Genomic DNA, 16367 nt, shown 5'->3' on the forward strand with positions numbered 1-16367 from the left:
CTATTATTTCAAACTACCCAATGGATTGGATACAAACATATAAAAAAAATAACTACCACCTTATCGATCCTGTTATTCTGACGGCAAAAGACAAAGTTGCTCCCTTTGCTTGGGACGATAATTCGGTGATTAATATAAAGTCAACCGACTCAGCTGTGTTTAACCTTGCCAGAGAATATAATATTATCAATGGTTATACATTTGTTCTTCATGATAATAATCATAATATGGCAACGCTGAATATTTCTAATGGAAGTGATGATAGCATTTCTTTTGATGAGAGCATTGAGACCAATAAAGAGAAAATTCAAATGCTGCTCATTTTGACTCATGATAAAATGTTGGGTCTCTATCACAAAAATAACAGTAAAAACAATAAGTTGAATGGTATTGGTGACGAAAGAGAAATCTTCTCTCCTAGAGAGAACGAAATTTTATATTGGGCTAGTGTCGGCAAAACATACTCGGAAATTTCCATAATATTGGGAATAAAAAGAAGTACAGTTAAGTTTCATATTGGTAATGTTGTTAGAAAACTTGGTGTTTTAAATGCCAAGCATGCGATAAGACTTGGCATAGAGTTAAAGTTAATTAAACCTATTTAACTATATCTGGCACCGCTAATGGCCAGGTTTCAAGTATATGAGGTTCAACGTGATGCGTTCTGCGTATCTTCTTTATTAATTGTTGTTGGCTATCAATGTCGACACCCAGATGTAAAAGATAAATAACCTCATTTTTCTCTGACTCACCTTGGTTTAAAACTGTAATATTCCAGCCGGAACGCTTCAGTAATACATACATCCCTCGGCTGACAACAGTCAGTATACCTTTATAATTGCGGCTTCTGGCATAATTAACCATTGCTAAAAAAAGTAATACGCTGAGTGCACTATTATGGCCTACCATATCTCTTGCTAGTTTTTTTTCAACAAAGAAACGGCTGGATTCTATAAAACCATCGACCGGAAGGTCAATGTCGGAAAAATAAGGTGCGAATGGCCCTGCCACCATTGTCGGATATTTCATTTCAATAAATCTGACACTGCAAACAATAGTGTCCTCTATTATTCCTAATATATAGTTTGTATTCTCATCATCATATTGGTCGCTTTCTCTGCCATCAGTACAGGTTACTTTCCAATCTAAGCGATCTTTAAATGTTATTTTTCTAAGTGTGAAGATCTCGTCTAACTTTCTTTCAGGCATACTGTTAAAGTTTACGTTAAATAGTTTTAACATGATGAAAACCAAAGTTATTTAATTAAACCAGCATCGTACACGATCTCTGTCCGTTAGTGCAAACATTGAACGAGGTAGACAACGCCATGAATAACTAATGAATGTCAGCATCTTCGTTCAATTATTCTACAAATAGCAAAAAGACAGACAATCTATTTTTGATGGCCACGTACTATAGGTGCGGTACTCGGAGAGTTGATGGATATTTTTAAGAGAAAAGTGACATCAGACGGGACTTTTCAACAGGAAATAGTTATAACGAAACATCATTTCATTTTTTGATTGAAAAGGATGTTCACGTGGACCGCAGTCCTGCGCTTTTTACCAATAAAAAATTTGTTTTCCTCGTGGCAACCTTCTGTTGCCTTCTTTGGGGCAGTGCCTACCCTGCGATTAAAAATGGTTATGCACTGTTTCATATCGCCCCAGATGACATTCCGAGCAAGATGGTGTTTGCGGGTTATCGCTTTTTATTGGCCGGGTTAGTGCTACTCATTTTTGCTGTTGCCAGTGGTAAAGCTATTGGCCGACTTAACAAGGGCCAATATAGGCAGATTGCCATTTTAGGGCTAACACAGACCACGTTACAGTATGTCTTTTTCTATATTGGGCTGGCATATACTACCGGGGTGAAAGGCTCCATCATGAATGCAACGGGGACATTTTTCAGTGTCTTGTTGGCGCATTATATTTATAAAAATGATCGATTATCATTTAATAAAATCATTGGCTGCGCACTGGGTTTTGCTGGCGTGATGGTGGTGAATTTTGGTGCCGATTTGATGGATTTTAATTTTTCACTGTTAGGTGAGGGAAGTGTGGTACTGGCTGCTTTCATCCTTTCTGCCGCCAGTATTTACGGCAAACGTATTTCACAAACCATGGATACCACGGTGATGACAGGTTACCAGCTTGCCATCGGAGGGTTGGTGTTGACACTTGGCGGTTATCTCTTTGGTGGCCATTTGAGTGACATTGGCTGGCGGGCTTTATTGTTATTGGCCTACCTGGTGCTGTTGTCATCGGCCGCTTTTGCACTCTGGAGCTTGCTACTCAAATATAATCGGGTAGGGATGGTTGCACCGTTCAATTTTCTCATCCCGGTTTCAGGTGCGGTTCTGTCCGCCATTTTCCTCAATGAAAGCATTTTAGAATGGAAGAATGCCCTTGCACTGGTGTTGGTTTGTGCGGGGATCATTTTGGTTAATCGAATAAAACAGAATAAAACAGAATAACGAGTAAAGAATAAATAGTTCAGAGTTATTAATGTGGGGGATGTATTAGCCTTAATTGAATTTGAGATATTAGGGCTAATACCAGCAGTTAAGTGTATTTAAACAATTTTAGCGTGCAACGATTTTTTCGATGTCGATAGAAAGCAAAGTGGCATTGGTTGGCTATAATAAACATGCGCTTGATAAAGATATAAGTATCGTGTCCATTATTTCTTGAAGGTGACCTATGCTACATGTTGACATTCCAAGTCGTGAAGAATTTCTTAGTCTTTCTGATGTACGCTCCGATGCCTGCGTTTCCATCTATCTTGAAACATCACCGTTACATCAACAGTTAGCTGGCAGTAAAATCCAGTTGGGGAACTTAATAAAAGAGGCATTACAACAGCTTGAGGCGGTAAACTTTGATAAACGGCGTCTGGCTTTATTGGAAGAAGAGTTATATTCCGTATTAGAGGATGAGTCATTCTGGGATCTGCATGCTTACAGCCTCGCAATACTTGCGACGCCTGATACTTTGCGAACCTACCGTTTGGCTAATAAACTGCAAGACCAAGTAGAGATCAGTGAGCGTTTCCACCTCAAACCGCTATTACGCGCACTGACATTTCCACACTCCGCTTATATTCTGGCATTATCAGAAAATGAAGTGCGTTTGATTGAGTTTTTTGCCGATGCACCACCCGCTATCGTTTCTGTTCCCAACCTACCTGACAATGTGTTAAATGCAGTAGGTAAAGCTTCATTAAATGCACGTAAGTATGATGGCGTACATGAAAAAGTAAGGCTCGCACAATATACCCGGCAAATAGATAATGCCCTGCGGCCATTATTTGCCCGTCATAACTATCCGCTTATTTTAGTCAGTACTGAACCTTTGACGTCAATTTATCGGGCGACAAATTCATTATCAAATCTGGTGGATGAAACGTTATCTACCAATGCAGAACATCTTAATATTTCGGAACTTGCCACATTAGCGCGCCCGGTATTGGACAATTTCTATCGGGCGCAAATAGAGGGGCTGAAGCCGTTATTTGAACAGCGCGCAGGAGAACGTCGAGTCACTCATGATTTGTCGGATGCCGCACGGGCGGCAACGTTCGGTGCTATTGATTTATTACTGGTTGATATTGAAAGCCAAGTCCCAGGGACTATCAATGATCAGGGTATTATTACTTTTGCGTCAGAAGATGATGCTCTGACATATGGGGTTATCGATGAGATTGCCAGACGTGCATTGGCAACCGGAGCACGAGTTTTGGCGGTGCGGGAAAGCGATTTAGCCGGTAAGCAGTTGAGCGCTATATTGCGTTATCCACTTTAAATTGTCTTAATTAATCAACAGGGTCGCATAGGCCCTGTTGCACTTAGCGCTTATTCAGCCAGATATTGGCGCAGTGTATTGAGTAAATGATCGAATACCACGCGGACTCGCTGGGTATTGCGTAGATCTTCATGCATCACCAGCCAAAACTCCAGTGGATACGAGAATTCTTGTGCTAACACCCGCACTAACCCAGATTGACGAGCTATGGGTTCATGGCAGGCACCAATGCCCAAACCGCTGCGTATTGCCGCCAACTGTGCCAAATGGCTATCAGTACGTAGGCGGTATTGGTGCGGTTCAAAATCGACTCCCTGCTCACGCAGAACCTGGACATCATGGGTGTTACGATCCGGGCCGATTAACGCGTGAAACGCTAATGCTCCGAGACTCTGCGGCATACCATGGCGCTCAATGTAATCTTCAGTAGCAAACAGCCCAACTTCGCAATAACCCGCCCGTTGCGCAATAACTGGCAACGCTTTGGGGCGTAAGGTTCTTACTGCAATATCGGCTTCCTGGCAGGTTAACCCCTCTATCTTGCTACCTAGACTTAATTCCAGCACCAGCTCAGGATAGTGTAAGCGCAGAGGTTCTAAGCGTTGCGGCAGGATTTCAACGCCAAGTAATTCACTGGTGGCAATGCGCACGGTATCTTTAGCTGACCCAATATCGGCGCAGGCGGCTCGTACAAAAGCGTCGGCAGCGGTGGCCATTTCCAAGGCATGGGGAAACAGTGCCCGCGCTGTTTCCGTTGGGATTAATCCAGTGGACGTGCGGTTAAACAATTTTTGCCCAAGGCATTGTTCCAGCGACTCAATATGCCGGCGGGCTGTCGGTTGCGAAACATTCAGACTCCGTGCGGCGGCAGATAAACTGCCTTCACGCATAATGGCCAGAAATGTACGCTGGTTATCCCAATCAGCAGGAGGTAGATTCATAAAATTGATACTGTCAGATGGTCATAAATAGACAATTTCATTGCGTTCCCCTGTACGGTATCCCTATCACTTATTCATCAGAACATCAGGCTTTATCGGTAACGATTTTCACCCCGACCCGACTTACCCGATCCGATTCCATTTCGGCAATCGTCCAGGTCAAGCCATCCCACTCAATCTGATCGCCAATAACCGGCTCTCCACCAAATAAATAGAGGACGAATTGGCCCAATGTTTGCTGTTTATCGATTCCGGGTTCCAGATTAAGGCCATAAATCTGAGAGATATCGTGGAGCTTGGCATCGGCATCAAGAATAAAGTCACCAAAGAAGCGTTCATCCAGTTGAATATTGGGTGACTGACTAAACAGTTTTCCCAATGCTGGCAGGTCGTGTTCCTGACCGATAACACACAAGATGTCACCTTCTTTCAGACGGGTACTGCCGGTGGGGTGCAATAAGTCTTTACCACGAAACAGCGCCGCAATACGTGTCCCTTTAGGCATTTTCAAATCGCGCAGCGCGGCACCGATACACCACTTGTCACAACTCAACTGGTAAATAAACTGTTCCCATTGGTTATTCATATCAATATCTAACCCAATGCGCGAGACCGGTGCTAGTGCTGGAGGCACCACCAATTTAGTTTTACGTGCGGCAAATGACAGGCTGGTGCCCTGTAGCAGCAGTGATACCAGCACGACAAAAAAGGCCACATTGAAAAATAAATTCGCGTTGGGAATACCGGCCATCATCGGGAATACGGCTAGAATAACCGGCACTGCGCCGCGTAAACCCACCCAGGAAATAAAGATCCGTTCACGCAAATTAAAGCTTGGGAACGGCAGTAAACCAATGAACACCGACAGTGGTCGGGCGAACAAAATCATCCACAATGAGAGGAGCAGCGCTGGGATCGCTATCGGCAATAGGTCACTTGGATTAAGCAACAGCCCCAATACCAGGAACATCCCGATTTGACTCAGCCATGCCAGCCCATCGAAAGTTTGTAATATACCGGAGCGGTTGCGGATAGGGCGGTTACCCAGTAATAGCCCGCAGAGATATACTGCCAGAATACCACTGCCGTTCATGGCCGTTGCCAATGAGAAAACCAGAATCCCACCACTGACTGCCAGCAGGGGATATAAACCATTCGCTAGCTCTATTCGGTTTATAAAGAGCAGCAGTAAACCGCCACCGCCTAACCCGATGATAATTCCCAGACCAAACTGTTGGATTAAGTGCACCAGGAACATCCAACTGAGGCTGGTTTCACCTGCGGAGATCATGGCAATCAAGGTAACGGTTAAAAACACCGCCATGGGATCATTACTGCCTGATTCGATCTCTAAAGTGGCACTGACGCGCTCGTTGAGACCTTTACCCCCAAGCAGTGAGAATACCGCAGCGGCATCGGTCGAGCCAATAATCGCACCAATGAGCAGCCCTTGAATAATATCTAAATCGAACAGCCAGGCCGCAGCCAGGCCCGTCAGGCCGGCAGTAATCACCACCCCGACGGTTGCTAAAGAGAGCGCAGGCCACAGAGCAACACGGAATGATGAGGCTCGAGTGCGCATCCCGCCATCTAGCAGGATAACCGCCAACGCCAGGTTACTGACCAGATACGCCACTGGGTAGTTATCGAAAGCAATCCCGCCAATACCGTCACCGCCTGCCAGCATACCGATGGCCAGAAAGATAACCAGAATCGGAATACCCAGCCGGGAAGAGAGTGAACTCAGTAAAATACTGGCTCCCACCAGCACTGCGCCGATCAAAAAGAGGCTATTAATTGCGATGGCGTCCAAGGTGGGAGTTCTCCTGATTTAAGGCGAAAATAAATGAATAACAGGCCAAAGTTATAAAAAATTATTATACACAGATTTATCTCATCTAATGCGAAGAGATGACCTAATTCAATGTGTTAAATCAGCATTTTTTTAGTTCATAGCGTTGTGGCACTTACTCACTTGAACCACTGATTTTGTCAGTTCTTTGGAATGGAGTCATTTGCAGCTTTGCTGAAATGTCAAAGATGTTAAGTCATATATAATGATTAAAATTATGAGGATAAAAGAGGGGTCGCTCACCTTTAATTGCCCAGCGGGGAATCAAGGGTGAGCGTTGGATAGTAGAACTAGTCGCGTTTGAGTGTTACCAGCGCTCTTCTCAGTGCTTCTGCTGTCGGTGCTTTTTCCTGTTCAGGAAGATTATCGACAGAAAGCTGTGACAGTTCGTTAACTAATACGCTGCGATCTTTTCCGGTGATTGCGCTGTCCAGCGCTCCGCTAAGGCGGCTAACCAAGGCAAACAGGGTAGCGAACTCGGTGACTGCAACAGCATCAGACTTGGGATTATTCTCAGTAGATTCTTGCTTTTTCATCACAATTCCTCTTTTTGTTGTCACTGCAAGTGAAACAAATCCTGATAAGGAATCAACAGGATAGTTGCTCTGAAAGCAGAGCAAGCAGTGAGGCATTAGCCATCCCGCCATCTACATGATGGTTTCACAGTGTAGCCGTTTTATCGCTTAAGCGGTATGCCGATATTCATATCGCTTAGCAATAACATTATTCGTTTGAATAATAATTTGATTACACCGTTTGCTGCTGCGGCTTGCCAGAAAATAAGAATTTCAGCAATGGAATACGGCGATGAATCTCATATAACATGAATGAAATCAGGCAAACAAAGGCCATGCCCACTACAAAGCCAAGGCCATTATTGGCAATTTGCGGCGTAATAAAGGCACCATAAATCAAGGTTAGCGGATGATGCACCAGGTAGATGAAAAGTGAGGCATTAACCAGATAGGTGATACGTGGTGAGGGGTAGTTTAATAACCGGTACCCAATAGAGTAGACCACATTGGTCATGGTCACGCCCATCAATGCCTTGATGATAAGGTCCAGCTCAAAGGCAAAAAACTCAGCAGTATTAATATGTTGGTTTATCGAATAGGCGATGAATAACAACACAGAGGCCAAAAATGCACCAGGTGAAAAGGTAAGAAATACCCGTTTGAGTGGCGGATAGATAAAGCTGTAAGCACCCAATAGAAAGAAAGGTAGATAAAACAAAGTCTCCATAACAAAGAAATTGAAGACACTATTAAAGAGTATTTCCGGGTTAAGAAGAAATATTATTCTACGAATGACCGCGTAGATTAATACAAAGCCAAACAATGATAGTGAGATTTTTCCTATATTATTCATTTCCTTTATCAACACTGGAACTGACTGTTGGTTATTCTTGATTTTTTTGAACAGATAAAAACAGATTGTCGTCAGCAATGCGAGGGTTAACAAAAACCATAAGTGTGAAACCATTTCCCAAATAGCAATATTTATTTTTTGATAAATTGTAAATGAATTCCAATCTTGTAATTTGGTGGTGTAATTTTTAAGGAGGTAAAATTGTGGCAATGTTATTAGTGGGATGGCGGTGAGTAACGGAATAACCACCCGCTCCAGGCGGACCTTAAGCCAGCGCTGGCGCTCATAGCGTTGATATAACATGAACGAAAAATAGCCGGAAATAACAAAGAATACCTGCATGCGAAAGGCGTGAATGAAATCGTTTAGTAAGGTAAATAGATGTGAAGGATGCGTACTATTCACTGCCCAATGATGGTTGGAGTATATAAGAGAAAGATGAAAAGGAATGCCGAGTAACATCAAATAGGCGCGGATAGCGTCTAGAAAGTACTCCCGTTGGTTAGTATTTTTTTTCATACTTATTCACTATTTGTTATCGGAATTAGAATAACGTGCCGGTTTTACCCACGGAGTTGTTTTTATAGTAAACGTTTATTGATAACAATATACGTTATTCAATGGATCAGTAAGGCGAGAAACACTACTATAAGGGCTAATAATTTTCCATAGCGTATTTTAGCTGGGCAAGATAGTCTTGTGGCTTAGCCACGGGTTTAAACAATCAACCGTCAGCATAACTCAGGCATTTACGCTAACCTGAATTTATCTGTGCGGTATGTGGGATAAACCGTCAATAATTTGGCTGTGATGATTTAAGCACCCGAACAGGGGGAGATGTGCGAGTTAATATTTTTTCAAACGTTAATAGAATGTCTAAAGGGTCACGCGCGAACAGCGTCAGATGGCTGGGGGTAACTCTCTTGCTGTCACTATTCACTTCTCAGGCAATGGCTTTCTCGTTAGATGATGTGGCTAAACAGGCACAGACATTGGCGGGTAAAAGCTTCGAGGCACCAAAAAGTAACCTTCCATCGCAATTTCGCGAAATGAAATTTGCCGACTATCAGCAGATTCAGTTTAACCATGACAAATCCTATTGGACCAAACTGGATACGCCATTTAAGTTAGAGTTCTATCATCAGGGCATGTACTTCGACACGCCAGTGCAGATAAACGAAGTTACTGCGACCAGTGTTAAACCCATCAATTATAGCCCGGACTATTTTAACTTTGGTTCGGTCAAGCATGATGCCGAGTCAGTGAAGAACTTAGGTTTTGCTGGTTTTAAAGTGCTTTATCCGATCAATAAAGCGGATAAGAAAGACGAAATCGTAAGTATGCTTGGTGCCAGCTATTTTCGTGTGATTGGTAAAGGTCAGGTTTATGGCCTTTCTGCGCGCGGGCTGGCCANTGATACTGCATTGGCCTCTGGCGAGGAGTTCCCACGTTTTCGTGAGTTCTGGATTGAGCGGCCTAAACCAAATGACAAACATCTGGTTATCTATGCTCTGCTGGACTCACCTCGTGCCACCGGTGCTTACCGTTTCGTCATTTATCCGGGGCGCGACACCACTATTGATGTACAGGCCAAAGTTTTCCTGCGCGACAAGGTTGAGAAGCTGGGTATTGCACCATTAACCAGCATGTTCCTGTTTGGGCCAAGCCAGCCGTCAGCAGTGTTGAACTATCGTCCGGCATTACATGATTCCAATGGTCTTTCTATTCATGCGGGTAATGGTGAATGGATTTGGCGACCACTGAATAATCCAAAACACCTGTCGGTCAGCACCTATACGGTAGAAAATCCAAAAGGGTTTGGTTTGCTACAACGGGGTCGTGAATTCTCGCAGTATGAAGATTTAGACGACCGCTACGATTTGCGTCCGAGTGCCTGGGTTGAACCGCGTGGTGATTGGGGCAAAGGTAAAGTTGAGCTGGTGGAAATTCCAACGGCGGATGAAACCAACGACAATATCGTGGCCTTCTGGTCACCAGACGTGTTGCCGGATGCAAAAACATCACTTGATCTGAATTACCGCCTGCACTTCACGCGCGATGAAGAGAAATTGCATTCGCCGGACGTGGCCTATGTCAAACAGACCTTACGTTCAACCGGTGATGTGAAACAGTCGAATCTGATTCGTCAGCCTGATGGCAGTGTGGCATTCCTGGTTGATTTTGTCGGTCCAGTGTTGAAATCACTTGATGAAAATACACCGCTAGCTTCACAGGTCAGTATCGACGACAACGGTGAATTGATCGAGAACAGTGTGCGCTACAACCCGGTTACTAAGGGCTGGCGTTTAACATTGCGGCTAAAAGTTAAGGACGCAAAAAAACCGATAGAAATGCGTGCTGCGCTGGTTAATGGTGATAAAACCCTGACTGAAACCTGGAGCTATCAGCTACCTGCCGATGAATAAGTCAAATCAATCTCCTGTACAGGATTATATTGCGGACTTGCCCCTGACTGCTCAGCAGCAAGGGGCGCTGCGTGATGCTCTACCTGAAGATGTATTACTCGATAGCACCCCTGAAGCGATGCAGCATTTGCATCAGCAACTGGCGGCCAGTGCGCCACCAGCGGGAGTTTTTAGCCAGGAAGACAGTGCGTTAGCATCAGTCAATGCCCGTCTGCGTGCGGCGTGGCCGGAGGCCTTGGCGCAAGGGAAACAACTGGAGTCAGATTGCGAAGGGCGCACGGTCATTAATGCGATGCCGCCCATCAAACGCACCAGTATGGCACCGCAGGCATGGCGGACCAATCCGGTGGGGCGTTTTTGGGATTCATTATTGGGTCGCAACCCGGTATCACGGGCACAAACCCATGAGCAGGCCATCGCCGAGAAGAAATGGCGTAGCGTAGGCTCTCTGCGCCGCTATATTTTGCTGATACTCATTGTGTTGCAAACCACCATTGCGACCAGTTATATGAAGACCATTCTGCCCTACCAGGGGTGGGCGTTAATCGATCCTTTCGAGATCTGGCAACAAAACTGGCAGGTTTCGGTAATGCAATTGCTGCCTTACCTGCTACAAACCGGCATCCTGATTCTGTTTGCCGTGCTGTTTTGTTGGGTCTCTGCCGGATTCTGGACCGCGCTGATGGGCTTCCTGCAATTGCTGATTGGCAAAGATAAATACAGCATATCCTCTACTATCAAAGGGGATGAGGCGCTAAATCCAGCTCACCGGACTGCGCTGATTATGCCAATTTGTAATGAGGACGTGGAGCGGGTATTTGCGGGGCTACGTGCCACTTATGAGTCAGTCGCCGCCACGGGTCAGCTTGAGCACTTCGATATTTATGTGCTCAGTGACAGTTATGACCCCGATATCTGTGTGGCAGAGCAGAAAGCCTGGCTGGAGCTGTGTCGTGATGTCGATGGGCATGGGCGCATTTTTTACCGCCGCCGCCGCCGCCGGGTTAAACGCAAAAGCGGTAATATCGATGACTTCTGCCGCCGTTGGGGCAGTCAGTACAGCTATATGGTGATTCTGGATGCCGATAGCGTGATGAGCGGTGAGTGTTTGACTGGGTTGGTGCGGTTGATGGAAGCCAATCCAAATGCCGGGATTATCCAATCTGCGCCGAAAGCCTCAGGTATGGACACGCTGTATGCCCGTATCCAGCAATTTGCCACGCGGGTCTATGGTCCGCTGTTTACGGCTGGTTTACATTACTGGCAGTTAGGCGAGTCCCATTACTGGGGCCACAATGCCATTATTCGGGTTAAGCCTTTTATCGAGCATTGTGCACTGGCACCATTGCCGGGTGAAGGTTCGTTCGCAGGTTCCATTCTGTCGCATGACTTTGTGGAAGCGGCATTAATGCGCCGTGCCGGTTGGGGAGTGTGGATTGCTTATGATTTGCCGGGTAGCTATGAAGAACTGCCACCTAATTTGCTTGATGAACTAAAACGAGACCGCCGTTGGTGCCACGGTAATCTGATGAATTTCAGGTTGTTCCTGGTTAAGGGCATGCATCCGGTTCACCGGGCTGTGTTCCTCACTGGTGTGATGTCATATCTGTCTGCGCCGTTGTGGTTTATGTTCCTGGTGCTGTGTACTGCTTTGCAAGCGGTGCATACCTTGATGGAACCGCAGTATTTCCTGCAACCGCGTCAACTGTTCCCAGTCTGGCCCCAGTGGCGGCCTGAGCTGGCAATTGGCTTGTTCTCCACCACTTTGGTATTACTGTTCTTGCCAAAATTACTCAGCATCATTTTGATCTGGGCAAAAGGGGCGAAAGAGTACGGTGGGGCGCTGCGTCTATTGCTGTCGATGCTGGCTGAAATGTTGTTCTCCGTATTACTGGCCCCTGTGCGCATGCTGTTCCATACCGTGTTTGTGGTCAGCGCCTTCCTCGGTTGGTCAGTGCAATGGAACTCACCACAACGTGATGATGATGCCACGCCGTGGAGTGAAGCTATGGTTCGTCACGGCTCGCAATTGTTACTGGGTTTGGTTTGGGCCGGTGGCGTGGCCTGGCTGGATCTGCGCTTCTTGTGGTGGTTATCGCCGATTGTATTTTCGTTGATTCTGTCACCGCTAGTCTCTGTGGTTTCCAGCCGTCGGACATTGGGGATGGCCAGTAAACGGGCTAAATTATTTTTGATCCCGGAAGAGTATAATCCACCACGAGAATTGCTGGCGACGGAAGAGTACCTGAAGCTTAATCATCAGCGGGCGCTTAGTAATGGTTTCTTGCATGCGGTGATGAACCCATCGTATAACGCGCTGGCCAGTGCGATGGCGACAGCTCGCCACCATACCCGTGCGATTATCGAGCAGGTGCGTGCCGAGCGGCTGACACTCGCGCTGGAGGCTGGGCCGGATAAATTGGCTAAATTACAGCGTCTGGAATTACTCAGCGACCCGGTATTGATTTCGCGTTTGCACCAGCAAGTCTGGCAGCAGCCGGAGCAGTATCAGATTTGGAACGGGTATTATCGCCAACTCGCGCATAATATAAAGGCGTTTCCAGCAGCGAAATAACGCTGATATGAAGTAACGGTAATATTGAGTAACAACGGGCGTACATTATGTATAGCCCGTTTTTTTATTAGTGATAGTTCGGTCTGAGCGGTGATAGCGTATTAGTGAATACGGACTAACGCTTTAACACCTTCTATGTTTTACATTAGCCAGATTGAGTCTTAACCGTTGTTTACATGGCGCGATGATAAGCTGTGTATCGCGCTAAACCTGAAGAGTAACTGTGTGAATCCCATTGTTAAACTGACCCATTGCCCTACCAGCATGGCCCGCATTGTTATGCTGGTGATCGGTATTATGTTGTTGTCCGGCTGTGGCAGCATTATCAGCCGCACGGTGCCGGGGCAGGGCCATGGGCATCAATACTATCCTGGCGTGCAATGGGATATGCGTGAGGGACCATGGAAGTATGTCACGGTGATAGACGTTCCGCTGTCAATGATAGTTGATACTTTTATGCTGCCAATCGATGCTCGTCACGGCCCTTATGAGTAACATCATTCGTTGGTAGCAAAAATCAGCAGTTGGTAGTGTTGTTGCTGACAAACGAATTCACTGATCGGTGTCATATGTAACCCTTTGACATGGGCTGCCAATGAGTGTGGATTATTGTTGTTAACAAACGCGGCCCCTACATCAAATTGATTACAGGTATGGGTTTTAACGGCGCTAAACAGCTGTTTAAGCACCCCTTTGCCGCGCCAGTGGCTATCGATACACACCGGCCCGTAAAGAAATACCCGCAATTGTGCTAATGGTTGGCCTTGATACTGTTGATGGCTTATGGCTTCCAGCATGGCATCAACCACCGGTGGCCGTGGTTGTTTATCCGTGTGGGCCAGACAGACAAAACCCGCGACTTGCCCATCATCAACTGCAACCAGAATTCCCAAATCTTGGTTAATTGAATCCAGTTGCTTTTCATCCATTTGTGACACAATAAAACCCTGTTTACGCTGCTCCGGGCTTAAATTTTCTGGGGTATTTTGTCGCTGCAATTGTAAGATGGCCGGGTAGTCTGAAGGTTGCGCAGGTCTTATTTTCATGTTTAATCTCTAGGTTCGAATGTGTTATCAGGAGAGAGCCGATGCCATCAAAAGCAGTGAGATTATCCGATACCCACTTAAGTAAGCCGCCGTCAGTGTTACCGAAAACCGCGATAATGCGTGTTGCCAGACCCACCGATAATCTTAAATTAATCAGCGAGATGTACTGTCGTGGCTTAGGATTTAGTCAACTGGGTCATTTTGTCGATCATCAGGGGTTTGACGGTATTATTCTCGGACATCCACACCACACTTACCATTTAGAGTTTACGCATCATCGCGGCGTCCGGGTAGGGGCGGCACCGACGCAGGACAACTTATTAGTATTTTATATACCGGATGAAGCGCAATGGAGTCTTCAGTGCCAGCAGATGGTGACGGCAGGTTTTCGTAAGGTCACTGCTTATAATCCTTATTGGGATGTCAGTGGCAAAACGTTCGAAGATAGCGATGGTTATCGTGTGGTATTACAGCAACAGGAATGGCTGTTGTAGAACAAAACCCGCCACCAGGGCGGGTTTGTGTGAACAGAGGTTGCCGTGCATGCATCAGGCGGCTTGTTGGCCCTGAGTATTATTCATCAGCCGACGAATCGGTACGATAAGCAATATTAACACTGCCGCACAGATAACCAATGCAATTGAGCAACGGGCGAACAGTGTCGGCAGCATATCAAGCTGGTCAGCTTTAACATGTCCGCCAATCAGGCCCGCTGCCAGATTACCCAGAGAACTGGCGCAGAACCACAAGCCCATCACCTGGCCGCGCATTCTGTCTGGTGCCAGTAGGGTCATGGTGGCCAAACCGATCGGGCTAAGGCACAACTCACCCAGTGTCAGCAGCAGTATACTCATCACCAGCCACAGAGGTGAAACACCGGCACCACCACTGCTAAGCACATGCTGAGCGGCATACATCATCACAGCGAAACCGGCCGCCGCGCATAAAATACCGATGACAAATTTAGTGATACTGCTGGGTTGAATTTTCTTCTTCGCCAGGGCAGGCCAAGCCCAACTGAATACCGGTGCCAACAGAATAATAAACAGCGCATTTATTGATTGGAACCAGACTGTTGGGATCTCAAAGCCCATAACCATACGGTTGGTATAGTCATTAGCAAACAGGTTGAATGAAGTCGGTTTCTGTTCAAACGCTGACCAGAAGAACGCCGCAGAAACTAACAGAATAAAGCACACCAACAGGCGAGCACGATCTTTACGGCTCATATTGGCAAAGGCAAATAGATAGACGAAATAGAGTGTCACTGAGGCCGCAATAACATAGGCCAATAAGCTGGCAATCAAGACCGGATTAATCGGGATAATCCCTTGTGCTATAAGGGTAATCAGTACCACTACCAGCAGCAGGATGCCTGTCACCCACTTACCAACCCCTTGGCGCTGATTTGTCGGTTTGTTCCAGCTTGAGTCTAGCCCGACTTCTGCGTCATAGCGTTTCATCGCTGGGATAGCAAAGCCACGGAAGATAACCAGTGCCACTAGCATACCAATACCGCCGATACCAAAACCCCAGTGCCAGCCGTGGGATCGCAGCAACCAACCGGACAGTAGCGGCGCGATAAATGACCCCATATTGATACCCATATAGAACAGTGAGAAACCACCGTCGCGGCGGGCATCACCTGGCTTATATAGGGTGCCGACCATGACTGAGATACAGGTCTTGAACAAGCCGGTACCCAGTACGATAAACACTAAACCGATAAAGAACATGTCGTTGCCGAAGAACGCTGATAGCGCAATCGACAGATGACCCAGTGCAATCAGGATAGAACCATACCAGACTGCACGTTGCTGGCCGAGCCAGTTATCAGCCAGCCAGCCGCCGGGTAATGCTGCCAGATACATGCTACCGGCAAAAATCCCGACGATAGCGGAGGCTTGCTCACGAGGCAGGCCCATACCACCGTCAAATACAGTGGCAGCCATAAACAGAATTAACAGTGGGCGGATGCCGTAGAACGAGAAACGCTCCCACATTTCAGAAAGAAACAGGCCGCTGAGCGGATAAGGATGGCCAAAGAACGTGCGGCCGCCTTCGGAGTTAACAGAGGTTTGCATAAAGTCTTCCCATAGAATCGCCGTTAAAGTCGGGCGAATAAGCCATCATCGAATGTTCACCCCTTTGGCACTACGGCCAGTTATCAGGGTTAACACTCGTTACAGTAGAATTTAACGCAATAATAACGTCATTTTTTGCTGCCTATCGGGGTTATATCGTATTTTTAGATGAAAAGTCGATACACATCGCATTTATCAGGGTTATCTTTCTGACTTTGAGTGCATTTCACTACAAAAGATAGGGACTAAGTTTCATTATTTAATCTTATTA

At 46.2% G+C, this 16367-nt stretch carries 14 protein-coding genes; 7 read left to right on the forward strand and 7 right to left on the reverse strand.

Annotation, left to right across the window (positions count from 1 at the left end; all coding sequences use genetic code 11):
• Positions 1-605, forward strand: a 605-nt coding sequence (locus V2A85_RS15290; protein WP_420071773.1) for a helix-turn-helix transcriptional regulator, incomplete at its 5' end; no start/stop codon positions are given.
• Here the strand turns inward: V2A85_RS15290 and V2A85_RS15295 are convergent.
• Entirely contained in the window at positions 598-1242 is a 645-nt protein-coding gene (locus V2A85_RS15295) for an acyl-homoserine-lactone synthase (protein ID WP_372559298.1), read from the reverse strand. The two genes, V2A85_RS15290 and V2A85_RS15295, sit on opposite strands and share 8 nt — an antisense overlap.
• A 299-nt stretch (positions 1243-1541) precedes the next feature.
• On the opposite strand from V2A85_RS15295, the gene V2A85_RS15300 reads away from it, so the two are divergent.
• Positions 1542-2477, forward strand: a complete 936-nt coding sequence (locus V2A85_RS15300; RefSeq protein ID WP_372559297.1) for a DMT family transporter — start codon at positions 1542-1544, stop codon at positions 2475-2477.
• A gap of 226 nt (positions 2478-2703) precedes the next feature.
• Positions 2704-3804, forward strand: coding sequence for a hypothetical protein (locus V2A85_RS15305; protein ID WP_372559296.1), 1101 nt, complete (start codon positions 2704-2706; stop codon positions 3802-3804).
• A 50-nt stretch (positions 3805-3854) separates the two neighbouring features.
• Here the strand turns inward: V2A85_RS15305 and V2A85_RS15310 are convergent, their stop codons facing one another.
• The 4 genes from V2A85_RS15310 to mdoC all read right to left on the reverse strand — a co-directional run bounded on the left by V2A85_RS15310 (position 3855) and on the right by mdoC (position 8484).
• The gene (locus V2A85_RS15310; protein WP_420071774.1) at positions 3855-4745 is read right to left on the reverse strand and encodes a LysR family transcriptional regulator; all 891 of its coding nucleotides are present in this window, start codon (positions 4743-4745) and stop codon (positions 3855-3857) included.
• Between the two features lie 85 nt (positions 4746-4830).
• Complete coding sequence (locus V2A85_RS15315; RefSeq protein WP_083158494.1) at positions 4831-6558, reverse strand: potassium/proton antiporter; 1728 nt, start codon at positions 6556-6558, stop codon at positions 4831-4833.
• 329 nt (positions 6559-6887) lie between these two features.
• On the reverse strand, positions 6888-7133 hold the full coding sequence (locus tag V2A85_RS15320; protein WP_193784638.1) for a hypothetical protein: 246 nt from the start codon (positions 7131-7133) through the stop codon (positions 6888-6890).
• A 211-nt stretch (positions 7134-7344) separates the two neighbouring features.
• Positions 7345-8484 carry a glucans biosynthesis protein MdoC gene (gene mdoC, locus V2A85_RS15325; RefSeq protein WP_420071775.1) on the reverse strand — a complete coding sequence of 380 codons (1140 nt, stop codon included), beginning with the start codon at positions 8482-8484 and terminating at the stop codon, positions 7345-7347.
• Between the two features lie 353 nt (positions 8485-8837).
• Here mdoC and V2A85_RS15330 point away from each other — a divergent pair, with 353 nt between their 5' ends.
• The 3 genes from V2A85_RS15330 to V2A85_RS15340 all read left to right on the forward strand — a co-directional run bounded on the left by V2A85_RS15330 (position 8838) and on the right by V2A85_RS15340 (position 13461).
• Entirely contained in the window at positions 8838-10391 is a 1554-nt protein-coding gene (locus V2A85_RS15330; RefSeq protein ID WP_420071776.1) for a glucan biosynthesis protein G, read from the forward strand.
• Positions 10384-12966, forward strand: coding sequence for a glucans biosynthesis glucosyltransferase MdoH (gene mdoH, locus V2A85_RS15335; protein ID WP_372559293.1), 2583 nt, complete (start codon positions 10384-10386; stop codon positions 12964-12966). Before V2A85_RS15330 ends, mdoH begins: the two co-directional genes overlap by 8 nt.
• A gap of 264 nt (positions 12967-13230) precedes the next feature.
• Positions 13231-13461 (forward strand): YceK/YidQ family lipoprotein, encoded by a 231-nt coding sequence (locus tag V2A85_RS15340; protein WP_083163564.1) that lies wholly within the window; start codon positions 13231-13233, stop codon positions 13459-13461.
• Positions 13462-13463: 2 nt separating this feature from the next.
• Here the strand turns inward: V2A85_RS15340 and V2A85_RS15345 are convergent, their stop codons facing one another.
• Positions 13464-14012 (reverse strand): GNAT family N-acetyltransferase, encoded by a 549-nt coding sequence (locus V2A85_RS15345; RefSeq protein ID WP_372559292.1) that lies wholly within the window; start codon positions 14010-14012, stop codon positions 13464-13466.
• Between the two features lie 116 nt (positions 14013-14128).
• On the opposite strand from V2A85_RS15345, the gene V2A85_RS15350 reads away from it, so the two are divergent.
• Positions 14129-14506, forward strand: coding sequence for a VOC family protein (locus V2A85_RS15350; protein ID WP_372559916.1), 378 nt, complete (start codon positions 14129-14131; stop codon positions 14504-14506).
• 54 nt (positions 14507-14560) lie between these two features.
• On the opposite strand, the gene V2A85_RS15355 is transcribed toward V2A85_RS15350, so the two are convergent.
• Positions 14561-16096, reverse strand: a complete 1536-nt coding sequence (locus V2A85_RS15355; protein WP_420071777.1) for a peptide MFS transporter — start codon at positions 16094-16096, stop codon at positions 14561-14563.
• Positions 16097-16367 lie beyond the last annotated feature (271 nt).

Origin of the sequence: Yersinia sp. 1252 StPb PI (genome assembly GCF_048593885.1) — a bacterium.
GTDB lineage: Bacteria > Pseudomonadota > Gammaproteobacteria > Enterobacterales > Enterobacteriaceae > Yersinia > Yersinia enterocolitica_E.